Source organism: Salipiger pallidus (assembly GCF_014643635.1).
Classification (GTDB): Bacteria; Pseudomonadota; Alphaproteobacteria; order Rhodobacterales; family Rhodobacteraceae; genus Salipiger; species Salipiger pallidus.
Genome location: NZ_BMJV01000001.1, coordinates 648,908 through 667,969 on the forward strand (window position 1 = coordinate 648,908; position 19,062 = coordinate 667,969).

The following is a 19,062-nucleotide window of genomic DNA, read 5'->3' on the forward strand; positions in this document are numbered from 1 at the left end:
GCAGAGCGGCAGGTCAGCCTGCCGCCTCAGCGTCCGTCTCGCCTTCGGTGGCAAAGCCGTAGCGGTCCAGCTCCTCGGGCAGCAGCACGTAGATCTCGTCCGATGGCGTGGTCAGCGCGTGCTGCATCACCAGCGGATCGATTCCCATCTCGTCGAGGTAGACCATCACTTCGCCCTGCCCCCGCTGGATGTCCTCCACCGCGACGAAGGCCGGAAGATAGGTGTTCTGCCCGAAGTAATGCTGGTGCACCCCGATCGAGGCACCCTCTTCAATCTCGCGGCTCTCCCCCCCGGCAAAGAGGTAGGGACAGGCGGAATAGCACACTTCGCCGCTGAGCATCCGCGTGCCGATCCCCTGCTCGCGCAAGTGGCGGCCAAGCGCGAGCGCGTCGCTGACAGAACCGCCGGGGCTTTGCAGGATCAGCGTGGCGACCTCAGGGGCCTGCTCGGCCAGCTGGTCAATGATACGCTCTGCGTCACCAGACGCGATGGCCCCCTCCAACCGCCAGAGCCCCGGCTCACCGGCCTCGGTCAGGGCGAGCCGTTCGGGCATTTCGCCGGGGTCGCGCAGCGGGTTCAGGGGCGGGCGTTCATAATCGGGGTTGTAGACCCGGCGCTGGTCCCCGGGACGCACGGGTTCCGACAAACGCGGAGCCGTCGGGCCGAACCCCGGCAGGCTCAGGCGTCCGCGCATGTCTCCCCAGACCAGCATTCCGCCGATGCCGATCTGCAGGGCGAGAATGCCAGTCAGCACCCGCGGGACGGTGAGACCGCGCATCAGCCCGAGGTGCCCTTGATCGGCGTCACCGACGGCTCATGTGCGTCCCTGACCGGGCCCGGAGCCGGTGGGCCGGACAATTCGGCTGGTCCGGGCTCGGCCGGCTCAGGCTCGACGGGCTTCTGCGGCATCCGGGCCATGTCGGTTTCCACGTCCCTGAGCGCCGCGACCGCGCCGCGCAGCTCGGCAAGCGTCATGGTATCCTCGACCGAAGTGCCATCGCGCCCCTCGCGGATCGCCGCCTGCGTGACGGCGAGAATGAACACCAGCACCGCCGGCAGGAGGTCGATGGCGATGGCCCCCGCCCAGGACGGCACGAAGTTGCGGGCATAGAGGATAACCGCGTCCGCCGAGGACACTGGCGTGTAGGTTACCTCCTGTGCCGGGATCATGTTGCTGACGTCTCTTGCGGCCTGCTCCAGCGTAGCGGCGCGGCTTGCAAGCACCTCGAGAACCGAGCTGATCGTGGCGGTCTGGTTGCCGCGGATCTCTTCGGTGCTGCCATCGAGTTCCGGCAGCACCACAGACGCCGACAGATCCTGCGCCGCCCGTTCCACCAGCGGAGCCACGGACAGCTGGCGCATCTGGGCGATGAGCCCCTGCAGCTGCACCGCGGCCTCCGAGAACTCGACCGAGCGCGGCTCGACCGGGCCAGGCTCGACCGTGAGGGCGCGCATGCGCGACAAGATGGCGTTGCCCTGCTCGAACGCGCCCTGCACCAGAGGGGTCTGCTGGGCAATCTGCTGTTCGAGCCCTTCGAGTTCGGCGGATTTCTGGCGCAGCACCCGGAACACGGCACCGCGTCCCGCAAGCCCCGACAGTGTGCCCTGCGCCTCCTGCTCCGATAGATCTTCAAAGCTCTGCCGCACCCGCGCCACATCCCGCTCAAGCGATTGTGCAGACAGGGCAATTTCGTGCGTGCGCTCGAGCGAGCCTTGGTATTGCTGAACGGTGGTGGCCAGGTGCTGCTCGACTGCCGCCGAGCCTGCGAGGGCGGCGGCGTTCAGCCAGGACGACATCGCGACGATGGCCAGCGACCCCACGCCCATGGCCCCCAGAAGCCCGATGCGGGCCCGCGTCGTGCGGACCGCCGGAAAGAGCCGCATGAGGTAGGACCAGAACACGAAAATTCCCACCGATACCGCGACGGAATAGGCGATGGCGGCAAAGACGGACATGGAGCCATTGTCCTCGAGCAGCCCCGACACCCCGAGGTACGTGTAGATCCCCGAGGCCACCGACAGCACCCCGAGGGCCGTGCCCGAGAAGGTTTCGAGCCAGCCCAGATGATCCTGTAGCTCGCGCGCATGGCGCACACCGCGGGCCTTCGCGTGGTTCGGTCCGGTGTCTTCACTCATCAATGCTCTCCCACCATGCATTCAGGAGGAAATAGGCGCTAGGCGCGCTCAAGGAAGGGTTACCGGCCTCAAGGTTGCATATGTTCACGCATTGTTCATATGATGGGCGTATGAACAGCCTGTCCGATCCCATTGTTCCGCCGCCCCTCATGCCCGGCCAACTCATAGCGCGGGGAGTATGCCGCCACCTCGCCGCAGGCCATGGCTTCGCGGTGATCGAGGAATTCGTGCCTGAACGGGGCAAGCGCGTCGACGTGATGGCGCTCGGCCCCAAGGGCGAGATCTGGGTGGTCGAATGCAAGAGCAGCCGCGCCGATTTCATGTCAGATGGCAAGTGGCAGGGCTATCTCGATTGGTGCGACCGCTATTTCTGGGCGGTGGATGAGCAGTTTCCCACGGATTTGCTGCCCGAAGGGACCGGGCTTATCATCGCCGACGGCTATGATGCTGAAATCCTGCGCATGGCGCCCGAGACAAAGCTTGCCGGGGCGCGGCGCAATGTGCTGATCCGGAAATTCGCGCAGCATGCGGCCCGCAGGCTGCAAGGGCTGCGCGATCCCGGATCTTGTCTTGATGGTCGCGGCTAGAGGGCAAATTCCATACGACGGAATTTGAGCACGGCCCGGATCTCAGCGCTTGGCGTTCTTGCGTGCCACGGCGATGGCGGCACGAAGCTCCTCGGCGATTTCCTCGGCTTCCTCCGGGTCGAAATCCATCGGGATCTCCAGATCGCCTGCGGTGACGAACAGCCGGATCATCCCGTGATCGGTGGGTCCGATCTGCAGGTTCGCCTCGACGTCACGTTCGGTATTGATTCCCATTGTCCTGCCTTCTTCACGCTACCGCTGGTCGGCAAGGCAAGTAGTGCGCGCGACTACTCATTGCAACCCGCCCCACATACGGCAAGCATCAGGTTGGCCAAGCCCCTGCCTGCCCCGGCCCTGCAGTGATGCCGGATCGCATCGAAAAACTACCGGATTTCCGCTTGCATTCGGTTCGGGTGGGCGCTATCTCCCCCGCAACGTGCCGCCTTAGCTCAGTAGGTTAGAGCGCTTGATTGTGGATCAAGAGGTCTCCCGTTCGAACCGGGAAGGCGGTACCATTAAAACAATGGCTTAGCCAAATCTTCTGTATATTTTGGAACCTGTTCAGAGATCGGGGTAACGCTCGGGTAACGTTTTCACTCCGCTTCCTAAGCCGTATGGCAACTCGGTTCGCTCGGTCTAAGTGCTCGTGAGGTTACCGAATCGACGTTTTGATCTCGTCGCGAATAGGCCGGGGATCAGTAGTTATCGGCGATGTGGGCCAGATGATGTCTAAGCGGCGGTCGTAGGTCGGGTCGAAGCCGGACCAGCTTCAGTTAGCCACCCGCACCTGCATCAGTTCTATGAGCCGGTCGAAGCGCGCACCGTCGTCATCGACCACAAGATCAGCCATCGCATGCAGCCAAGGCTCCCGTTCCTCAGCCGGAATACAGCGGAGCATCTTCTGGAGCGTCTCATCATCCGGCACCTTCACACCGGTGCCGGGAGCCGCTGGCATATTCGAGAGGTCCTGAATGCTCTTGTACACGCTGTGCTGATTGAGCTCGAGCAGGTCGAGAGCCAGCACGAGTAGCGACAGCGTGCTAGGCGGCATTCCTTCAGTCAGGAAACGTATTTTTGCAGTGGCTCGGATACGTTCAGACATGGGCAAATCCCTTACACGACTGCAGGCAGGTTATCGGATAAGGTCAAGATCCCCTAAACGCTTATAGCGATATCGGGGCGGCGTCCCACATTACGGCCGCGCCACAGACAAGCCAAACCTCAATGATGGCAGCCCCGCACTTCGCCTTTGCGTGGCGTGGCTGATGGAGTTTCGTCAGACCACATTTTCATACGCGGGAAATCCATGTGAGTAGTGGTATCACATGGAGACAAATTGCACTGCAAATCGAAGGCGAGGAGCAACCCTTCTGGGTCATTCAGGACACAGCAGTTACGCTGCCCGGCGATAATGTCAGTCTCGAAAACGCCAACGGCTCCATCAGGCTGTTCACCGCAAAATCTTGCACATGGGCGACAGCAAAGCAAGGCCAGCACAGCTTTGGACAGGTCCAGCTGACGTTTGAGGAAAGAAAGTCAGCCGATGGATGGGTGCGCCCGATCTGGTTTGCCTGCACTGGCGACGATGGGTACCTTGGGGGAGGGTCACTCTTCCTGAAGTAGCTGAGAGTCCGGGAACGGGTTTTATGTGCCGCACCCTAATGTTGCCTAAATTCACCTCAGGGCTGTAATTTTGAAAAAGTTGGGCGCTGGGTGTGAAAACGCCCCCCAAAAAGTAGGCTTATATTAGTGAGGGCGGTCGCACGACCTGAACCGCTCTCACAAGCCAACTCCCGCCCGCGGCAAAAGCCGCAGGCTTCTAGCATTCAAAGGAAGATATTTTATGACTATTCAAGACCATTTCACTGTGACGCTTTCCTCTGAAAAGAAGGTTACGCTCGACGCAGTCTATCAGCAAACTGAGGCTCGCTTCTGCTCCCCAGACAAAGCATGGAACGCGCTCATGAAGCGAGACAGCGTTCAGGCGGCCCCAAATGTCTGCTTGGCACCTCACGAAAACTACCCTGGTTTGACGACTGAAGAGACAAAAGAGCTTTACAACGTGATCGCCACATATGGACCGCTCTCATGGATAGAGCCAGGAAATCCATATTTTAATAACGTTTGAACAACGATCTTATGCCCATACAACGCCGCCCTTCTCATTGGCGGCGCTTCAGTTGGACTGTGTGTCCAACTGAACATAGCCCCTTATTTCCTGCCACGTTCACACCTCTGACGTGGCGGGCCGGACCTGAACAATCACCCCCTATTTCCAGCCAAGGTCAGGTCACATCAGGTCAGTGCATCTCGACGGGAGACCTGCCCCCAGCGAGATCAATGCAACCTGATAAACCTCACAGTGCTGAGTTGTAGGGTGGCATCCACTGCAGCAGTTGATCTATGCAACGTTTCATGGCGATAAAATTTCATCCCGGCCAAGGCGCTGTAGTTCGTTGCGATTACACCAAGGGAGGCTTCCAGCCTCCGGAGATGGTCAAAATTCGGCCCGCTGTCGTTCTGTGCCAGCGACCAAGATTCCGAAAAGGCCTGCTCACTATCGTACCTCTCAGCACGAGCGCCCCTGCCCCCCAGATGAACTATCACTGCAAGGTTCATGTCGGGGGGCTTCCGGGTTTTCCCATGCCGGAATGCTGGGTTAAGGCGGATATGATCGCCACGGTTTCCTTTGAACGTGTTGATCTGTTCCGCCTGTCCAGAGACCGACAAACCGGAAGGCGAACATATCTAGAGAAGTTCCTCTCCACGCATGACTTTGAGAAAGTTCAAGCATGTGTTCGGGCCGCGCTTAACCTTTAAAAATATCGCAAGATGCGAGGGGCCGCCGCGCTACCAATCATTGACTTTTCGCGTATGCACAGCCATGTCAACAGAGTTAGCTCGCGTGTGACACACGCACGTTGAGCCTCAAGACCACACATGGCGGCCCCGCTACAGCGATTACAAGCAAAGCGGGGCCTCGGTCTTCCCAAGCTATTTCATCCCATCGACAGATCGAACATGGCCGGGGTCAGCGCGTGTTCCGACCGCTGCGGCAAGGTCTTCGTTCCTGCCGGCACAGCGCTCTTGGCATAGGCCCGGTCGATCCACATCGCGTCCATGGCCCTGATGGCTTCGACGTGGTGCGGCTCAAGTGGCAGTCGCATCAGGCGGCAATAGGCTTCGATCTCGGGAAAGCTGATCGGGTTCGGCCCCACCGGCCCGCAGGATCGGGCGCGAGACAGATCACCGAAGGCCCGCCAGAGCGTCCCGCCACCCTCGGGCGGGACAGAGCGCCCGCCGTCGAGATGCCTTTCCAGCGCCCCAACAAGCTGGCGTTGGAGCCTCATGGCAGGATCTCCAAGGTTCCCGACACTTCGAAGCGGTTGGACGACAAAGCCCGGATCTCGTAGCTGCCCACGAAGCGCAGGCTCTCTTCCTTCTGGGTGTCCGGCACCACGGCAGTGAAGGACAGAGCGCCCATCCCGATCTCTTGCGCGAAGAACGCCTCGAAGGCGCTCACTTGGTTGCGGGTCAGGGGCGGTGTCACGCCGCGCACGTTCTGTACCACTGCAGATGTGCGCCGCCGGACCTTGGCCGGGCCTTTGCTCATCTGGGTGCGGATCACAGCCCCCTGCGGGCCACTGCGGGTGAAGCCGGAGGCCTCGGTGAAAAATGGTACGTTGGTGGGCCATGCTGGCATGTCAGGATCCTTTCGGGAGAGGGCGGCCGCCGTAGCGACGACGCATTGCGCCGTCCATGCTGCCACTGGAGAGTTCGTCGCGCAGAACCTTGCGGATCATGCGGATATCCATGGTGCCATTGGGCTGGCGGGTGACTTCTGCGGTTTCGCCTGGAAGCGGGGCGACATTCACCGGGATGTTCACCACGGGCGCGGCCACCTCGATCTTGGATTGACCGGCGGACGCACCCCGGAGCGCGGCTTGCGCCTGCGGCACGTTCAGGATTGCGCCAGACTGCGAAGAGGTGAAGACCTCGGCGCGGCTGGTGCGCTCATTGGTCAGGTAAGATTTACCGGACATGACAGAGCCGCCATTCGCCCGCGCGCCCTCGATGCGCGGCATCACCGGCTCGGAAGACGCTGCGGCCATCTTGCGCAAAGACCGCGGCAACGGCGTGCCGCCCCTCTTACCCCGCCCGCCCAGCACGGCCTCGCGCAAGGCGGCCTGCGCCTGCGGCACGTTGAGGATCGCGCCAGATTGCGAAGGCACGAAGATCTCCGAATTCGCGGTGCGCTCGTTGACCAGGTAGGGCTCGCCCACCTTCACCGGCCCGCCCTCTGCCCGCTTGCCGGATAGGGCGCTGCCTATCGCTTCAAAGATGCTCCCGACCGTGCCGCCGGATTTCGCGAGGTCGAGGAACGCCGCCTCGATCTGCACCTGAATGAGCTGCTGCACGAGGCTCCACAAAGCCTGCTCGGCGGAACTCGAGCCATCGAGGACGGACATGAACAGGTCCGACATGCTTTGCGCCCCGCGCTCGGTGTTCTCGCGCACCTTGTCCATCTTGTCGGCAGCATCGTCCGCCGCCTGCCCGGCCTTAGCATAGGCCTGCGCCAGCTGGTCGATCTCGGCCCGCATCTCGGGGGTGAGTTCCTTGCCCGCTGCCTGCGCCTCGTACAGCAGTTCGGCCTTCTTGCGGGCGTAGTCCACGGCATCGCCATACTCGAACCCCGTCTCGGCCACCGCCGCCAGGGCAACGGCTTCGGCTTCAAGCCGTGCGATCTCTTCGCGGGTGCGCTCCACCTCGCGGCGGAAATCATCCACCTCGGCACGGGCACGGCCACCCCCACCACCGCCGGAAGACCCACCACCACCGCCGCCGGCCGAAGGCTCAGGCCTGCCGAAGCTGAAGTTCACCCCAGGCATCTGCGGGCGCACCGAAGACCGGGGCGCGGTCTCAGTCGGGGGCAGCTGGAAATCAACCTCCCCCTCGGGTGCCGGGGTGGTCCCAACCTCATTGCCCGGAAGGCTGTTGCGGAGCTGCGTGGCGCGGGTGGCGGTTTCAATGAGCGCCCGCGCGAGGCCGCCCAGCTGAGCGATCACATTCGAGAAGGTCGCCCCGTCAATCGCGTCGATCTGCGCCAGCGCGTCGTTGGCGCTGGTGATCGCGTCCTGCATGCCGCTGTCGAAGTCCTCAGCGCTGATCGTGCCATCCTTCAGGCCGTCATCCAGTTCGGCCATCTGGTCGCGCACGGCCCGCAAGGTGTCTGCGGCGTCCGAATAGCCCAGGGCGCTCAGGGAAATGATGGTCTGATCCAGAGACGGGAACAAGCGCACGGCCTCGTCCCCAAGGCGGGCATACTCATCGCGGAGCATCCGGAGGGTGTCCATCTGCTCCTCGGCTTCCTCTTCGGTCGCCTTGCTCTTCCCCTCCATGGCATCGCGATAGGCCTTCTCGCCCATCATCGCGATCGCGCGTTCGGCAGATCCGAAGATGTCGTCAACGTCGATCGTCAGCGCCTCATCCAGCGCCCCGGCCAGATCCACCACGATGGTCTTGGCGAGCGTCGAGATGCGCCCCGTGATCTCCCCGAACTTGCGGTCGAGTTCCGCCGCCTTGGCAATGGTGTCCTCTTCGATCACAAGGCCCAGCTCGTGCGCCCGGTCCATCATCTGGCGGATGCCATCGTCCCCCTGCCGCAGCAGTTCAACGAAGCGCTCCCCACCCGTGCCGCCGAACACCTCGTCGGCAACGCGGATCTGCGCCGCGCGGTCGAGGTCTTCCATGCGGTCGATCAGGTCGAGGAACAGTTCTTCCGGCTCTTCCAGCCGCCGCTTGAGGTCTTCAGCGCTATACCCGAGCCTGCGGAACGCCTCTTCCCCGGAGCCCTTGCCGGTCACGATGAACTCGTCGGCCCGAAGCTGAAGCTCTTTCAGGCCATCGACCATCGCATCCACGTCGATGCGGCTTTGCTCGGACACGAACTTGAGTTCCTGGAACGCGGTCACGCTCAGGCCAGCCCGGTCTGCCTGCTGCTGGATCTCGGACAAGGCGCGCACGGCCTGCGTTGCCCCGGTGGTGATCGCCCCGATACCGGCCACCACTGCCCCCGCCACGAACGCCTTGCCGAACGCCCCGATGCGGGTGCTTGTGGTCGCGAGCGCCTGGTTGATGCGGCTCGTGGACCGGAGCATGTCCGCCTCCATCGCCGTGGTGGCGGTACGCGATCCGGTACGCAGCCGGTTGTAAGACTGCGTACCGCGTTGCTCGGCCTTGAGCATGTTCTTCTCGAAATCCCGGATGCGGGCTTCCAGCGCCACGATAAGGCGTTCTTCGTCCATCCTGCGGCCTCCTATGCCGTCCACATGTCATCGGTGAACCAGTCCGCCGATGTGGTCATTGCGCCCTCGTCTGCGGCGCAGCGAGCCACGGCCATGGCAGACGCAACCGCGCCGTCGATCTTGTCCTTGCTCTTGCCCTTGTGGAATGAGCGGTTCCCGGAGCTGTCGGTCTTCACCTCGATGTTGGCGAAGTTCCAGCGCAGCACCGGGTGGCCGCCGTGCCGGAACCGTCGCCCGATAATTGCGCGCTCCAGCTCCTTTACCGCCGGGGCCATCGTCACCCAGCCCTGCCGGAACTCCACCGCCGGGAAACCATCCTCCAGCAGGTCGTTCAGCATGTTCCGGGCAAGGTGTGGGTCGAAGGCGATTTCCTGCACGTTGAAGCGGGCGCAAAGCTCGCGCACCCCGTCCTCCACTGCCCGGAAGTCCACCACGTTGCCCTCGGTCGCGGTAATCAGCCCGTCATCGGCCCATGTGGTATAGGGCACCCCGCTCAGGTCTTCCCGCGCCCGCAGGTTGTCGGATGGGCAGAAGAAGAACGGCACCACCTGGAAGCCGTCCTCCCCGTCACGCCAGCACGCCACAATGACGGTCAGGTCCGAGTTCGAAGACAGGTCCACCCCGAGCCAGCACGGCGCTTGGCGGGCTTCGAGGTCTTCCAGATCGACCGGCCCCGCGCCATCGTCATAGATGTGCATGTCCACGAAGGGATCGGTGGCGTGGTCCAGCCATATGTTGAGGTTCAGCTGGCGGAACGCTTCCCGGTCCCCGATGCGGCGCGAGCCTTCCCGCGCAAGCTGGCGCAAACCCTCAATATCCGGGTAGCCGTGGCGCAGGCCGGGGTTTACCCGGAACCAGACCTCCTCATTCTGCCAGTCGCAATCCCGGTCGGCCTCGAAGAGCACCGGAAGGATGGACGGGTCATCCACTTCCCCCCGCGCCACCTTGCGGGCATCGTCCACGATATCCCAGGCGATGTTTTCCTGCCCGCGCCCGGCGGTGGTCGCCACCACCAGCAATGAGCCGCGTGTCTTCACCAACCCGGAGCGCAGCACGTCCCAAAGCTCGCGCTTCTTCCAGGCATGAAGTTCGTCTGCCAGGACAAAGACCGGCGTGCGCCCGTGCTGGGTTCCGGCATCGGCGCTGATCGCCTCGCAAAAGCTGCGGAGCCTAGGATAGGTGATGCGGTTGCGGTAGTCGAGAAACCGGACGTGCGGCGCGATCTTGGGATGCGCCCCCATCAGCCCCCGCAGTTCCTCATAAGCGATGCGCGCCTGCTTGCGATCCGAGGCCGATGTGATGACCTCCCCGCCCGGCACCGCTTCCGGCCCGATGGTGTGAAGCGCTTCCAGAGCGGCGGACAGCGAGGTCTTGCGATTCCCGCGCGGCACGAGGATTACCACCGTCTTCACGATGCGGCTGCCGTCCTCATGGCGTGGCCCGTAGATGCGGCGCACAATGCGTTCCTGCCAAGGGTCGAGCTGGAAGGCCTTCCCGGACTTCGGGTGGCGCAGCATCCGGAGGAACTTGACCGCCCGTTCGCCAAACCCTTGAGGGTCCGGGATCTCGGAGCCATCGTATATCCAGTCAGGATAGGTTGAGCGGGTCATCACCATCCTCCGGGTCATCATTGCGGATTGCGGGCCGTGACCGAGAAACCGGGGTCAGCCCCAGCTCAGCGGCCAGCAGGCGGGCGCGGGTCATGGCGTCGGACTGGATGCCCACCGCCGGATTGCGCTTCATGCCGCCCTCAAGGTCGGTGAGGATGTGCCCGTGTTCCTGGAGATGCGCTTCCATGTCGCGCACGGTGCCGATGGCGATGCAGTAGTTCTCCAGCTGCCCGAGGTCCGCATCGGTCAGGATGCGGCGTTCGGTCAGGATCGGCATGACCCGCTCCCATTCAGCCCGTGCATGCCCGGAAAGCCAGACGGGCGCGGCCAGATCGCTCAGCGCGTCGGGATCGGCCTGCATCTGCGGTTTCGTACCCCTCATGGCGACACCGCCTTGCAGCGCAGTTCCAGCCCCCGGCGGCGTCCGATGCTGGTGATTTCCTCGATATCGTAGGCCTCGCCATCGAAGCTCACCCGGTGCTTGGTGGTCACGCCCGCAAGGTAGCGGGTCCGGAAAGCCAGCGCCGTGACCTGCGTATCCCCGGCCCCGCGCAGGAACTCTTCCGTGCTTTGCTCCACCAGTTCGGCCCGCAGCGTGAAGAGCTTTTCCCAGCTATCCACGGGCGTGCCCGCGTCGTTGATCGTGGTCGTGGCCTGCTGCACCTCGATCACATGCACCATGCGCCCCGCTCTCATGCCGTCACCTCTTCGGCCAGCACGTCGATGACCATGATGCCGTGCGAGGTTTCCCCATCGGGATCGGAAAGCGCCCGCGTGCTGCTGATGCGCCAGTCCACGCAATGATACCCGGCCCCGAGGTCGAGGCGTTCGGCCCGGATTGCCGCCCGGATCGCGGACATGATGCGCTTGACGCCTTCGCGCGAGGGCTCGGTTTTCCAGACATGGATCGTGTGGAAGATCCTTTCGCGGGTCCGCGCGATGCTGGTGCCTTCGTCCACCACCTGGGCATCACCGATCACGATGGACGGGCGCGGCGCAGGCGTGGCGTTGCGGTCGAGGATGGCGGTGGTCGGCACAAGGTCGGTCACGGCAGCGGTTGCCACGAGGCGCGAACGGATGGCGATCTGCACGGCAAGGTCTGCGGACATCAGCGGGCCTCCCGGATAGCTTTGGCGATCTGGCGCTTGATGCGGTTCTCGGCCTTCTTGCGAGCGAGGCGGAAGCCCGGCCAGAAGAACGGCTGCGCGGCGTGGTGCCGGGTGCCGTATTCCTGAAGGTGCGGATAGCGCACGTCGCTGTTGCCCGCCGTGATCGCTACCTGGTTCTCGGGCACGACATGCGAGCCGCCGGGCTGCGAATAGGGCGGCGTCATCTGCCCCGCCGGGGTGACAGCAATGGACCCCTTGAGGTCGCCATCTTCCTCGGGCGCGAGCGCTTCCATGGCATCGGCCACCTCGTACCCGCCCTGTAGCAGCGCAGGCGAGGCGGAATCCTTGCCCGCCTTCACCATCGCCCGCATCCGGCTGCGGAAGCTCTTGAGGCCGCCATCATCCGCCATCAGAACGTGAACTCCCGGTATTCGGTGACGATCTCGCGCACCCCGAAGGGAAGCTCGCGCACCGCCTCGGCACCGGCCTCGCGGTTGTCGTACCAGTGGGCTGCAAGCTGAAGCACAGCCTCCACCAGTGCCGGCGGCACCTCGTCTTGCCCCTCGCCCCCGAAGGTGGCCTCGATGCGGAACCCCAGCAGCCGCTCAACATGGTTCTGCGCGGCGTCGAGCTTCCGTTGCAAAAGGCCATCGTCCGCGTCCCCGATGTCGTCGGTGAACGCGAGCTGATCCTTCAGATTGTCGAGGGTCGCGACGGCCATACGTTAGGCCCCGGCGGCGTCAACGCGGACCACGTTGGAATTCACCCAGAGGCTGGCATTCAGCTTCATCACGTTGTTGGCCGTGTCGAACTGTTCCGAAGCACCGCCCACCATGGCAGCGAACAGGCGCTCAGACGGGGTGCCGCCGCTCGGGGCGTCATCGAAGACCAGCCGGAAAGCAAAGTCATCATCAGCCTTCTCAGCCGCGTGCAGAGCCACTTGGCCGGGGTCCGCATAGTCGATGCCGCAGACCACTTCCATGGTGCCTGCGCTGCGCTGGCCTTTAAGCCGCTTGGTGCGTCCCACGCCGATATCGTCGAAGGGGAGTTCCTGCGCGGTGTCACCGATGGACCCGAGGGATTCAGGCTGCTTGATCTCCACCCAGGTTTCCCCGGTGAAATCGGCCTCGGTCAGGTCGTCGCCGGTCAGGGTGATGGCGCTGCCGATGTAGAGCTTGGCACCCGCCGTTGCGTAGAGTGTCATGTGTCAGTTCCTCTTGTAGATGCGCCGCTCCAGACGTTGCTTGGCGCTGTTGTGGTGATGGGCGCAGAGGCCCTGCCAGTTCTTCGGGTCATCCCGCAGGGCAGGATCGCCCCGGTGCGGGATGATGTGATCGACGTGCCGGGCCTGCTCCGTGCAGCCGGGCCAGCTGCACACACGGTGTTCCCGCATTGCGAGGAAGGCCTTGGCCGTACGCTCCCATGTGCCGCCATAGCCGCGCTGACTGCTGTTGCCGCGCTTGGCATCGTGGCGCTTGTCGCGCTCTGCCTTGCGCTTGACCTCGCACGGGCAGCGGGCACCGGGGGCAACCCGGCGTCCGCAACCGCAAAGGCGAGGCCCACGCGACGGCATCAACTCGCGGCCATCTCGAGCTTGCGGAAGGCCTCGGAGCGCACCACACCGGCGCCGACGCGGCGGCGGGCGTGGTAGCGGATCAGGCCGTTGGTGCGCACGGTGTACGGGTCCGTCAGGATCGACAGCGCGAGGCGGTCATAGATCCGGTAGCCGCGCTTGAAGTCGCCGAAGATGATCGGCTCGGCCCCGGCGGCGATGTCCGGCATATCGACGGCTTCGACCACGGGGCGGCCAAGGATCGTCTCGGGCTGACCTGCCTGATAGGAGGGCTGCCAAAGGTAGCGGCCATCACCATCCTTGAGGGTGCGGATGATGCCAAGCGTGGTGCCGTTCATCACCCAGCTACCGGAGTTCCGGTAGGTCGCGGGCAGCGAATAGACCATGGCAATCAGCTCGTCCGGGTTCAGCGTGGCGGCAGCGGCCTCGAACGAGCCGATGTCCGCATCCTGCATGATGCCCGAAGGCTCGAGAACGCCGTCGCCTTCCACGAAGGCCAGCGCCTCTTTCTGGCCGAAGTCCTCTGCCAGCGCCATGTTCACTTCGCTCAGCACGTTGGCGCTGTCCTCGGCAAGCTGGAGCGAGATATCGACGTAGGTGGCGATTTCCTTGATCGCGATCTTCGCCTGCCCGAATGCGGGCTCGCTGCCGGTGCGGGTCTGGGTCTCATCCACCCAGACCGCGTTGGTCACGCCGGTACGCTTGGGAAGGATCACGCCGGCCGATGTGGTCGAGCGCACCTCGGCCAGTTGGCGCAGCGGCGAGAACTCCACCAGATTGCGGATGAAATCCGACTGCATGTCCTCGGGCGCGAGGATGTGGACGGTGGTGTCGTCGGTCGTGGTCAGCGCCTTCCGGTCGAACTCGCGGCCTTGCAGGTAGGAAATGAAGGCCTTGGTTTCGACACCCGGATCTTTGTCATCACCGGCATCGCCCGGCGCGCGGTTCATCCGGGCCTCGAGCTTGTCCAGGCGGGAGATGTAGGGGGCCGGATCAGACTTCTTCTCGATATCGGCCAGCCGCTCTTCGACGGTCTTGGTCAGATCGCCGATGGCCTTGGTGACGATGTCCGCCGGGTCATCTTCGCCGCCGTCTTTCAGGGTGATGGCCGCGCTGCCAAGCAGTTCGGTCTTGCTCATGGGTCGCATCAGGAATCCTTTCGTGCGAGCTGCGCCGCAGCGCGTTGCAATTGTTCGGCGAGGCTGAGGGCCTGCACCGCTGTCTTGGCTGAAGTCACCCGCGCGCCGGGGTGCATCGGGATCGTCACGAGGCTCGCTTCCAGAAGCTCAAGCTCGGAGACCGTCCGGCCACCGCGCGGGCGAGGTGCCGCCTTCTTCGTGCGGAAGCCGATGGAAATGCCGCGCACGGCCCCGGAGCGCACCAGTGCGCGCACCTCACGCGCCCGCGTTACGTCATCCACCAGCAGCCGCCCCTTGAGATACAGGCCCTCGTCGCGGTCCTGCCCGATGGTCCAGGAACCCACCGGGTCGTTCTGGTCGTGGCCGAAGAGCATCGGCAGCGGGAACGACGCCCCCGTGAATGCGCCCTTGGTGATCATGTCCCCGATGCGGTCGGCCTCGGCATACTTCCACGCCAGACCCTCAACCGTGCCATCATCGAAGGCGGCGATCTTGGTTTCGAGATAGACGCGCTCCATCAGCCAGCCCTCCGGAACGCCGCGCGGTCGGACGCAAAGGCGTCGATCTGCGCCTGCACCCATGTCGCGGACTTGAGCAGGCGCACGATGTTGGCATGGCTGAAGGGCACCGGCTGGCCGTCCTCGTTGATCTCCCAGGCGAGGACGCAGGACGCGAGGCTGTCGAGGCGGGCACGTTCGCGCGCTTCCGCCGATACCTTGCCTTCTGCATCGGCCACATCGGACAGGTCGTCGGAGAGGCGCAGGCGGGCGCGGTTCTGCACCTCGCTGTCCGGTCCCGCGACCTTGAGGCGGATGCCCGTGGCCTGATGCGTCACCGGGTCGAGAAGCTCGAACCAGACGCCCCGGTCCTGATCGGCAGAGAATGCGCGGATGTCGTTAAGCTGCATCGGGGTTTTCCTCATCCGGGGTCTCCTCAACATTGAGGGCACCCTCTTCGCCATCGACGGACGCAGAATTGCGCGCGTCGGGCGTGGTGATGTTGGGGTTTGCGAACTCATCGCCGCCCGCGTAGGGGGTCAGGCCCAGCCAAGCGCGGCCCTCGTTCGGGTTGATGACGCGCGAGGCCACCAGCGAGTTGATGACGGTCGAGCGGGTCGAAAGGTCAGCGCGGGTCAGGTCGTCACGGTCGAAGCGGATGGCATGGGTGGCCCGCTCTTCCGGGGTGAACAGGGCGCGGCGCAGTGCGCCCTCCACCGCCCGCAACCACGCTTCCAATGTGTAGCTCAAAAATTCCCGGCCCTGCTGCTCGCCGTTGCTCCACGTCGCCCGCTCAAGGTCGTAGAGCATCGGAGGTGGCACCCGAAACGCGCGGGCAACCTCAAGGATCTGGAACTTCCGGTTTTCGAGGAACTGGCTGTCGGTCGAGCTGAAGGTGAAGGGCGTGAATTCTGCACCGTCGAACAGGATAGCCGTCTGCCCGGAGGCGTCCTCGCCCTCGTGGGTCGCCCGCCACGCGGCGCGGGCCTTCTTCACGCTCTCCTCACCCATGCCCTTGGGGAAGCTCAGGGCACCGGAAGGACGGGCACCACGCCCAAACAGCTTGGCCGCGTGCCTGTCCAGCGCCATGGCTACCCCGATGGCCTCCCGCGCCAGAGACAGCGGCGCACGTCCGAAGGGGCTGCGAAGGTGGACGACGTCCGAGGCAGGCACCGCGCGACCATTGATCTTGTAGCGCGGCTCGCCCGTCACCGTGTCGAACTGCACGTCGATCATGCCCTGGCGGTAGCGGATGATCTCGGCAACACGGCCATCCCCCACCCGGTTGACGTAGGCCATGCCGCCCCGGTCATCGGACAGCGCGTCGATCACCAGATCACGAATGAACGAAAACGCGTCTGTCCAGTCGTTCGCTTGATCGCGCAAGAGGGGCAAAACGGGGTGGTCCGGCGTGGCGATCTCGGTGCCGTCCGCCTGAATGCGCTTCACGCCGATGTCGAGCGTTGCGACAGCCTCGGAGATAACGCGGATCGCGGACCCCACCGCAGGCACCCGCAGCGCCACCTCTGCCGTGACGGGCGTTCCGGTGGCGGAAGAGGGCACCAGCCCGAAGAGGGAATAGAGATCATCGCTCGGCTCAGCGAGCGACTTCTCTTCGACCGGCGGTTTGCGTCTGAACAGCTTCATGCGCCCAGATTCGCACTGGTGCCGCGCCGTGTGCAGGGTGCCAGATCAGGCTAAAGCAAGGTTTTCCGGGGTTTTCAGGTGTCGCGAAAATCCAGTTTCGGGCAAATATCGCGCGTTGCTCCCCGCGCCGGTCCCCAGGGCGGCCCCAAAGTTCAGGACCACCCCCCGGAAGTAGCTACCGCTTTTTGTAAGGAGCCACGCTGTCCTCTTCGCCGAGCCAAAGGATGTAGTAGCCATTAGGATGGATTTTTCTGTCTGTGCAGTGAGCAACACGATGCTCTGGCTGGTTGAGCTCAGACGGCAAACCATGCTTGTGCCTTGCGCCACATCGGCATTCGAAAATTCCGAGTGGGCTTCCGTTGAAGCGGTTGGCCGCTACTTTGTAGGTTGGAATATCGCTATTCATTAGGATCACCTCATCGAAGAGGCTCCAAGTTACGAACTCTGCTACCAGTTTTCAATCTAGCGCTGCACCCGATCGATCACCGCGCCCGCGCCGTCAGCTTCGAGTTCCCGCGCCGCATCCAGTGCAAAGCGGTAACTGCGTCCGTCATGCATGATGATGATCTAGCCGTCTTCGTCCACCATTTCGCCCACGAAGAGCCACCCCTTCTTCTCAGGCTGGCGGGCTGAAAACACCACTACGCTCATGCCTCCACGTCTGTCACAAGCTGCCGCCCTGTGAAGCCCTCGTACACACGAGCCGCCTCGTCCCTCACCCTCGTCTTCAGCGCGTCATCTTGCAGCACTGCGCAACAAAGAGAGCCACTGGGCCCTTTTCCTCGGGGGCCATGTGCAGAGACGACTCCATCCTCATCTTGGAGCAGTGTTGCGCCGAAGATCCGGAGGCCAGCATAGGTCATATCAAATGCAGCGAGGACCCTTCTCCTTGAGGCGTTCGGCTTGCTGTGAATCAAGCGCATTTGAGTCACCTGGATTTCGTGCAGGTCGTTCATCTTCACTTCCTCCGGAGCCAATGGTTCAGTTCAGACCGAAGCGCGAAGTAGCTCACACCATCAGGTCGATAGATCGGACAGTCGTGGAGCTTAGCCAGACGTCGTGCTTTGTCGGTGCTCACTCCGAGAGCGCCTGCGATTGCAGCGAGCCCCCAGATCTTTTCAGGGCCGGTGGTGATCGCATCGAAACGCCAGCGGTCGAGGGGTGGTCTCTCTCTCATTGCACCGCCCACATACGGCTACGCTCGATCGGGACGGTCTCTTGTCCGTCGATGACCGACCGCGCATTTCGGTACGTCTGCGCCGCGTTTTCCGTCCCAAATTCGGGCTGGGGTATATGGTAGATTAAGGATGTCACGATTCTTAGGACGTCCGATGGCTGCAAAAGGCGCAAAACGGCACAGTATTTGTGACAGGCTGTCCTAAATTTCATGACGTCCTACCGTTCGACGTCACGAAATTTAGGACGTTCCTGTCCCGATTTTCATGACGGGGTTTTTCTTTCCCATTCCGACCTCTCGGATTATTCGAGCTGGTCCCTTTGACCGGGAAGTCCGCGCCCTGTGTCCAGTTCTTGTAAAGACGTCTGCCGCTGGTGGCGGTAGGCAATGCGATCTCTGTCAGCTCGAAGCTCGGGGACTTGGCATTACCGGAGCTCCCGAGTTGGGCGGGTTTGGTCACAACGATAAAACCCTTCGCCTGTAGATCATGAAAAGCGCCGGCTGCCGTGTTGCGGTTAACGCCCAGACAATCCGCCGCTTGCCGGGTCGAGAGCTGGATATCACCGTTGTTGTTTGCATTACCGCCATGCCACTCCAACAAGAGCCACGGGTAGAGCGCTTGAGCCACAGGACGCAGGGCACGCCATGCGGGCTCTTGCATGATGTGGCGCTTGAGCTGAGCGAAGTGCTCGCGCCTCTTCTCGTTTTTCTTGTCCCGCCCCATCAGCTCTCCTCCACATCCTCGAGTTCGACTGCGGCACGGTCCAGTGCATTGCGGAATGTCCGCAGCTCAAGCATCAGCTGCCGCGCTAAGCGCTCGCCCATTTCCTCAAGAGGCCAGCCGTCGATCGTGATTTCGACCAGTCCCGAGAAGCGGAGGTCCGCGGCAAACGCCGCGGCTCCACCGTCCCGAAATGCTCGTTCAAGGGCTGCTTCGACGAGCTTGAGGCGGACATCGATCCGCCCCAGCGCATCTTTTTGATCAGAAGGAAGCATTACTCTCCCCTCAGTCGCTGTTGGGCGCGTTCATCGATCCAGGTCCTGATTTCAACTTCTCGCCAATAGCGGTTCCGGGAAAGAACAATCGGCTTCGGGAATTTCATCTCGGGATCAGCCAACCACCGGTCGATCGAGGACGCCGAGACGTCTAGAAGTTTGGTAACTTTCGCCGTCGACATCAGCTTGTGCGGGTCGACCGGATCGCGAAACATGCGCTGGACAGCGTCCGATATCGAGAGCGTATGAGGTTCATTCAGGTTCATCAGCCACGTCTCCTATGATT

The 19,062-nt window shown here is 63.2% G+C and carries 26 protein-coding genes and 1 tRNA gene; 5 read left to right on the plus strand and 22 right to left on the minus strand.

Translation table 11 applies throughout. The features are described from left to right. Positions 1-13: 13 nt before the first annotated feature. Positions 14-778 carry a COG3904 family protein gene (locus tag IEX41_RS03120; RefSeq protein WP_188788671.1) on the minus strand — a complete coding sequence of 255 codons (765 nt, stop codon included), beginning with the start codon at positions 776-778 and terminating at the stop codon, positions 14-16. Further along, the gene (locus IEX41_RS03125; RefSeq protein WP_188788674.1) at positions 778-2,136 is read right to left on the minus strand and encodes a hypothetical protein; all 1,359 of its coding nucleotides are present in this window, start codon (positions 2,134-2,136) and stop codon (positions 778-780) included. The genes IEX41_RS03120 and IEX41_RS03125 overlap by 1 nt, the downstream gene beginning before the upstream one ends. Positions 2,137-2,246: 110 nt before the next feature. Between IEX41_RS03125 and IEX41_RS03130 the strand changes: the two genes are divergently transcribed. Then, positions 2,247-2,723 (plus strand): MmcB family DNA repair protein, encoded by a 477-nt coding sequence (locus IEX41_RS03130; protein WP_188788675.1) that lies wholly within the window; start codon positions 2,247-2,249, stop codon positions 2,721-2,723. Positions 2,724-2,765: 42 nt separating this feature from the next. On the opposite strand, the gene IEX41_RS03135 is transcribed toward IEX41_RS03130, so the two are convergent. Beyond that, positions 2,766-2,957, minus strand: a complete 192-nt coding sequence (locus tag IEX41_RS03135; protein ID WP_188788677.1) for a DUF6324 family protein — start codon at positions 2,955-2,957, stop codon at positions 2,766-2,768. Positions 2,958-3,161: 204 nt separating this feature from the next. Here IEX41_RS03135 and IEX41_RS03140 point away from each other — a divergent pair. After that, positions 3,162-3,238: transfer RNA gene (locus IEX41_RS03140), tRNA-His, on the plus strand. A gap of 254 nt (positions 3,239-3,492) precedes the next feature. Here the strand turns inward: IEX41_RS03140 and IEX41_RS03145 are convergent. Beyond that, the gene (locus IEX41_RS03145; protein WP_188788679.1) at positions 3,493-3,825 is read right to left on the minus strand and encodes a hypothetical protein; all 333 of its coding nucleotides are present in this window, start codon (positions 3,823-3,825) and stop codon (positions 3,493-3,495) included. A gap of 206 nt (positions 3,826-4,031) precedes the next feature. On the opposite strand from IEX41_RS03145, the gene IEX41_RS03150 reads away from it, so the two are divergent. From IEX41_RS03150 to IEX41_RS21815, 3 genes are all read left to right on the plus strand, one after another. After that, on the plus strand, positions 4,032-4,346 hold the full coding sequence (locus IEX41_RS03150; protein WP_188788681.1) for a hypothetical protein: 315 nt from the start codon (positions 4,032-4,034) through the stop codon (positions 4,344-4,346). 220 nt (positions 4,347-4,566) lie between these two features. Beyond that, the gene (locus IEX41_RS03155; protein ID WP_188788683.1) at positions 4,567-4,851 is read left to right on the plus strand and encodes a hypothetical protein; all 285 of its coding nucleotides are present in this window, start codon (positions 4,567-4,569) and stop codon (positions 4,849-4,851) included. A 287-nt stretch (positions 4,852-5,138) separates the two neighbouring features. Then, the gene (locus IEX41_RS21815; RefSeq protein ID WP_188789238.1) at positions 5,139-5,543 is read left to right on the plus strand and encodes a type II toxin-antitoxin system PemK/MazF family toxin; all 405 of its coding nucleotides are present in this window, start codon (positions 5,139-5,141) and stop codon (positions 5,541-5,543) included. A gap of 179 nt (positions 5,544-5,722) precedes the next feature. On the opposite strand, the gene IEX41_RS03165 is transcribed toward IEX41_RS21815, so the two are convergent. The 18 genes from IEX41_RS03165 to IEX41_RS03250 form a co-directional block, all read right to left on the minus strand. Further along, entirely contained in the window at positions 5,723-6,073 is a 351-nt protein-coding gene (locus IEX41_RS03165; RefSeq protein ID WP_188788686.1) for a phage tail assembly chaperone, read from the minus strand. Then, a complete protein-coding gene (locus IEX41_RS03170) occupies positions 6,070-6,426 on the minus strand; it encodes a hypothetical protein (RefSeq protein ID WP_188788688.1) in 357 nt (118 codons plus the stop codon). Before IEX41_RS03170 ends, IEX41_RS03165 begins: the two co-directional genes overlap by 4 nt. Position 6,427: 1 nt before the next feature. Next, positions 6,428-9,028, minus strand: coding sequence for a hypothetical protein (locus tag IEX41_RS03175; protein ID WP_188788690.1), 2,601 nt, complete (start codon positions 9,026-9,028; stop codon positions 6,428-6,430). Positions 9,029-9,039: 11 nt separating this feature from the next. Further along, on the minus strand, positions 9,040-10,638 hold the full coding sequence (locus IEX41_RS03180; protein WP_188788692.1) for a terminase large subunit: 1,599 nt from the start codon (positions 10,636-10,638) through the stop codon (positions 9,040-9,042). After that, positions 10,616-11,020, minus strand: coding sequence for a phage terminase small subunit P27 family (locus tag IEX41_RS03185; RefSeq protein ID WP_188788694.1), 405 nt, complete (start codon positions 11,018-11,020; stop codon positions 10,616-10,618). Before IEX41_RS03185 ends, IEX41_RS03180 begins: the two co-directional genes overlap by 23 nt. After that, the gene (locus tag IEX41_RS03190; RefSeq protein ID WP_188788696.1) at positions 11,017-11,334 is read right to left on the minus strand and encodes a phage head closure protein; all 318 of its coding nucleotides are present in this window, start codon (positions 11,332-11,334) and stop codon (positions 11,017-11,019) included. Before IEX41_RS03190 ends, IEX41_RS03185 begins: the two co-directional genes overlap by 4 nt. Continuing rightward, positions 11,331-11,747 (minus strand): DUF3168 domain-containing protein, encoded by a 417-nt coding sequence (locus IEX41_RS03195; RefSeq protein ID WP_188788697.1) that lies wholly within the window; start codon positions 11,745-11,747, stop codon positions 11,331-11,333. The genes IEX41_RS03190 and IEX41_RS03195 overlap by 4 nt, the downstream gene beginning before the upstream one ends. Beyond that, positions 11,747-12,157: an HK97-gp10 family putative phage morphogenesis protein gene (locus IEX41_RS03200; RefSeq protein WP_188788699.1), complete on the minus strand. Its 411-nt coding sequence runs from the start codon at positions 12,155-12,157 to the stop codon at positions 11,747-11,749. The genes IEX41_RS03195 and IEX41_RS03200 overlap by 1 nt, the downstream gene beginning before the upstream one ends. Continuing rightward, complete coding sequence (locus IEX41_RS03205) at positions 12,157-12,468, minus strand: head-tail connector protein (RefSeq protein WP_188788701.1); 312 nt, start codon at positions 12,466-12,468, stop codon at positions 12,157-12,159. Before IEX41_RS03205 ends, IEX41_RS03200 begins: the two co-directional genes overlap by 1 nt. Positions 12,469-12,471: 3 nt before the next feature. Next, the gene (locus IEX41_RS03210; RefSeq protein ID WP_188788703.1) at positions 12,472-12,951 is read right to left on the minus strand and encodes a hypothetical protein; all 480 of its coding nucleotides are present in this window, start codon (positions 12,949-12,951) and stop codon (positions 12,472-12,474) included. 3 nt (positions 12,952-12,954) lie between these two features. Beyond that, positions 12,955-13,320 (minus strand): HNH endonuclease signature motif containing protein, encoded by a 366-nt coding sequence (locus tag IEX41_RS03215; RefSeq protein ID WP_188788705.1) that lies wholly within the window; start codon positions 13,318-13,320, stop codon positions 12,955-12,957. After that, positions 13,320-14,459 (minus strand): phage major capsid protein, encoded by a 1,140-nt coding sequence (locus IEX41_RS03220; RefSeq protein WP_229672906.1) that lies wholly within the window; start codon positions 14,457-14,459, stop codon positions 13,320-13,322. Before IEX41_RS03220 ends, IEX41_RS03215 begins: the two co-directional genes overlap by 1 nt. Before the next feature lie 8 nt (positions 14,460-14,467). Then, entirely contained in the window at positions 14,468-14,977 is a 510-nt protein-coding gene (locus IEX41_RS03225) for an HK97 family phage prohead protease (protein ID WP_188788709.1), read from the minus strand. Beyond that, positions 14,977-15,381 carry a phage-derived protein YdaY family protein gene (locus IEX41_RS03230; protein ID WP_229672907.1) on the minus strand — a complete coding sequence of 135 codons (405 nt, stop codon included), beginning with the start codon at positions 15,379-15,381 and terminating at the stop codon, positions 14,977-14,979. Before IEX41_RS03230 ends, IEX41_RS03225 begins: the two co-directional genes overlap by 1 nt. Beyond that, entirely contained in the window at positions 15,356-16,603 is a 1,248-nt protein-coding gene (locus IEX41_RS03235) for a phage portal protein (RefSeq protein WP_188788712.1), read from the minus strand. The genes IEX41_RS03230 and IEX41_RS03235 overlap by 26 nt, the downstream gene beginning before the upstream one ends. Positions 16,604-17,988: 1,385 nt before the next feature. Further along, positions 17,989-18,504, minus strand: a complete 516-nt coding sequence (locus IEX41_RS03240; RefSeq protein WP_188788714.1) for a GntR family transcriptional regulator — start codon at positions 18,502-18,504, stop codon at positions 17,989-17,991. Next, positions 18,504-18,776 carry a hypothetical protein gene (locus IEX41_RS03245; RefSeq protein ID WP_188788717.1) on the minus strand — a complete coding sequence of 91 codons (273 nt, stop codon included), beginning with the start codon at positions 18,774-18,776 and terminating at the stop codon, positions 18,504-18,506. The genes IEX41_RS03240 and IEX41_RS03245 overlap by 1 nt, the downstream gene beginning before the upstream one ends. Then, positions 18,776-19,042, minus strand: coding sequence for a helix-turn-helix transcriptional regulator (locus tag IEX41_RS03250; RefSeq protein ID WP_188788719.1), 267 nt, complete (start codon positions 19,040-19,042; stop codon positions 18,776-18,778). Before IEX41_RS03250 ends, IEX41_RS03245 begins: the two co-directional genes overlap by 1 nt. Positions 19,043-19,062 lie beyond the last annotated feature (20 nt).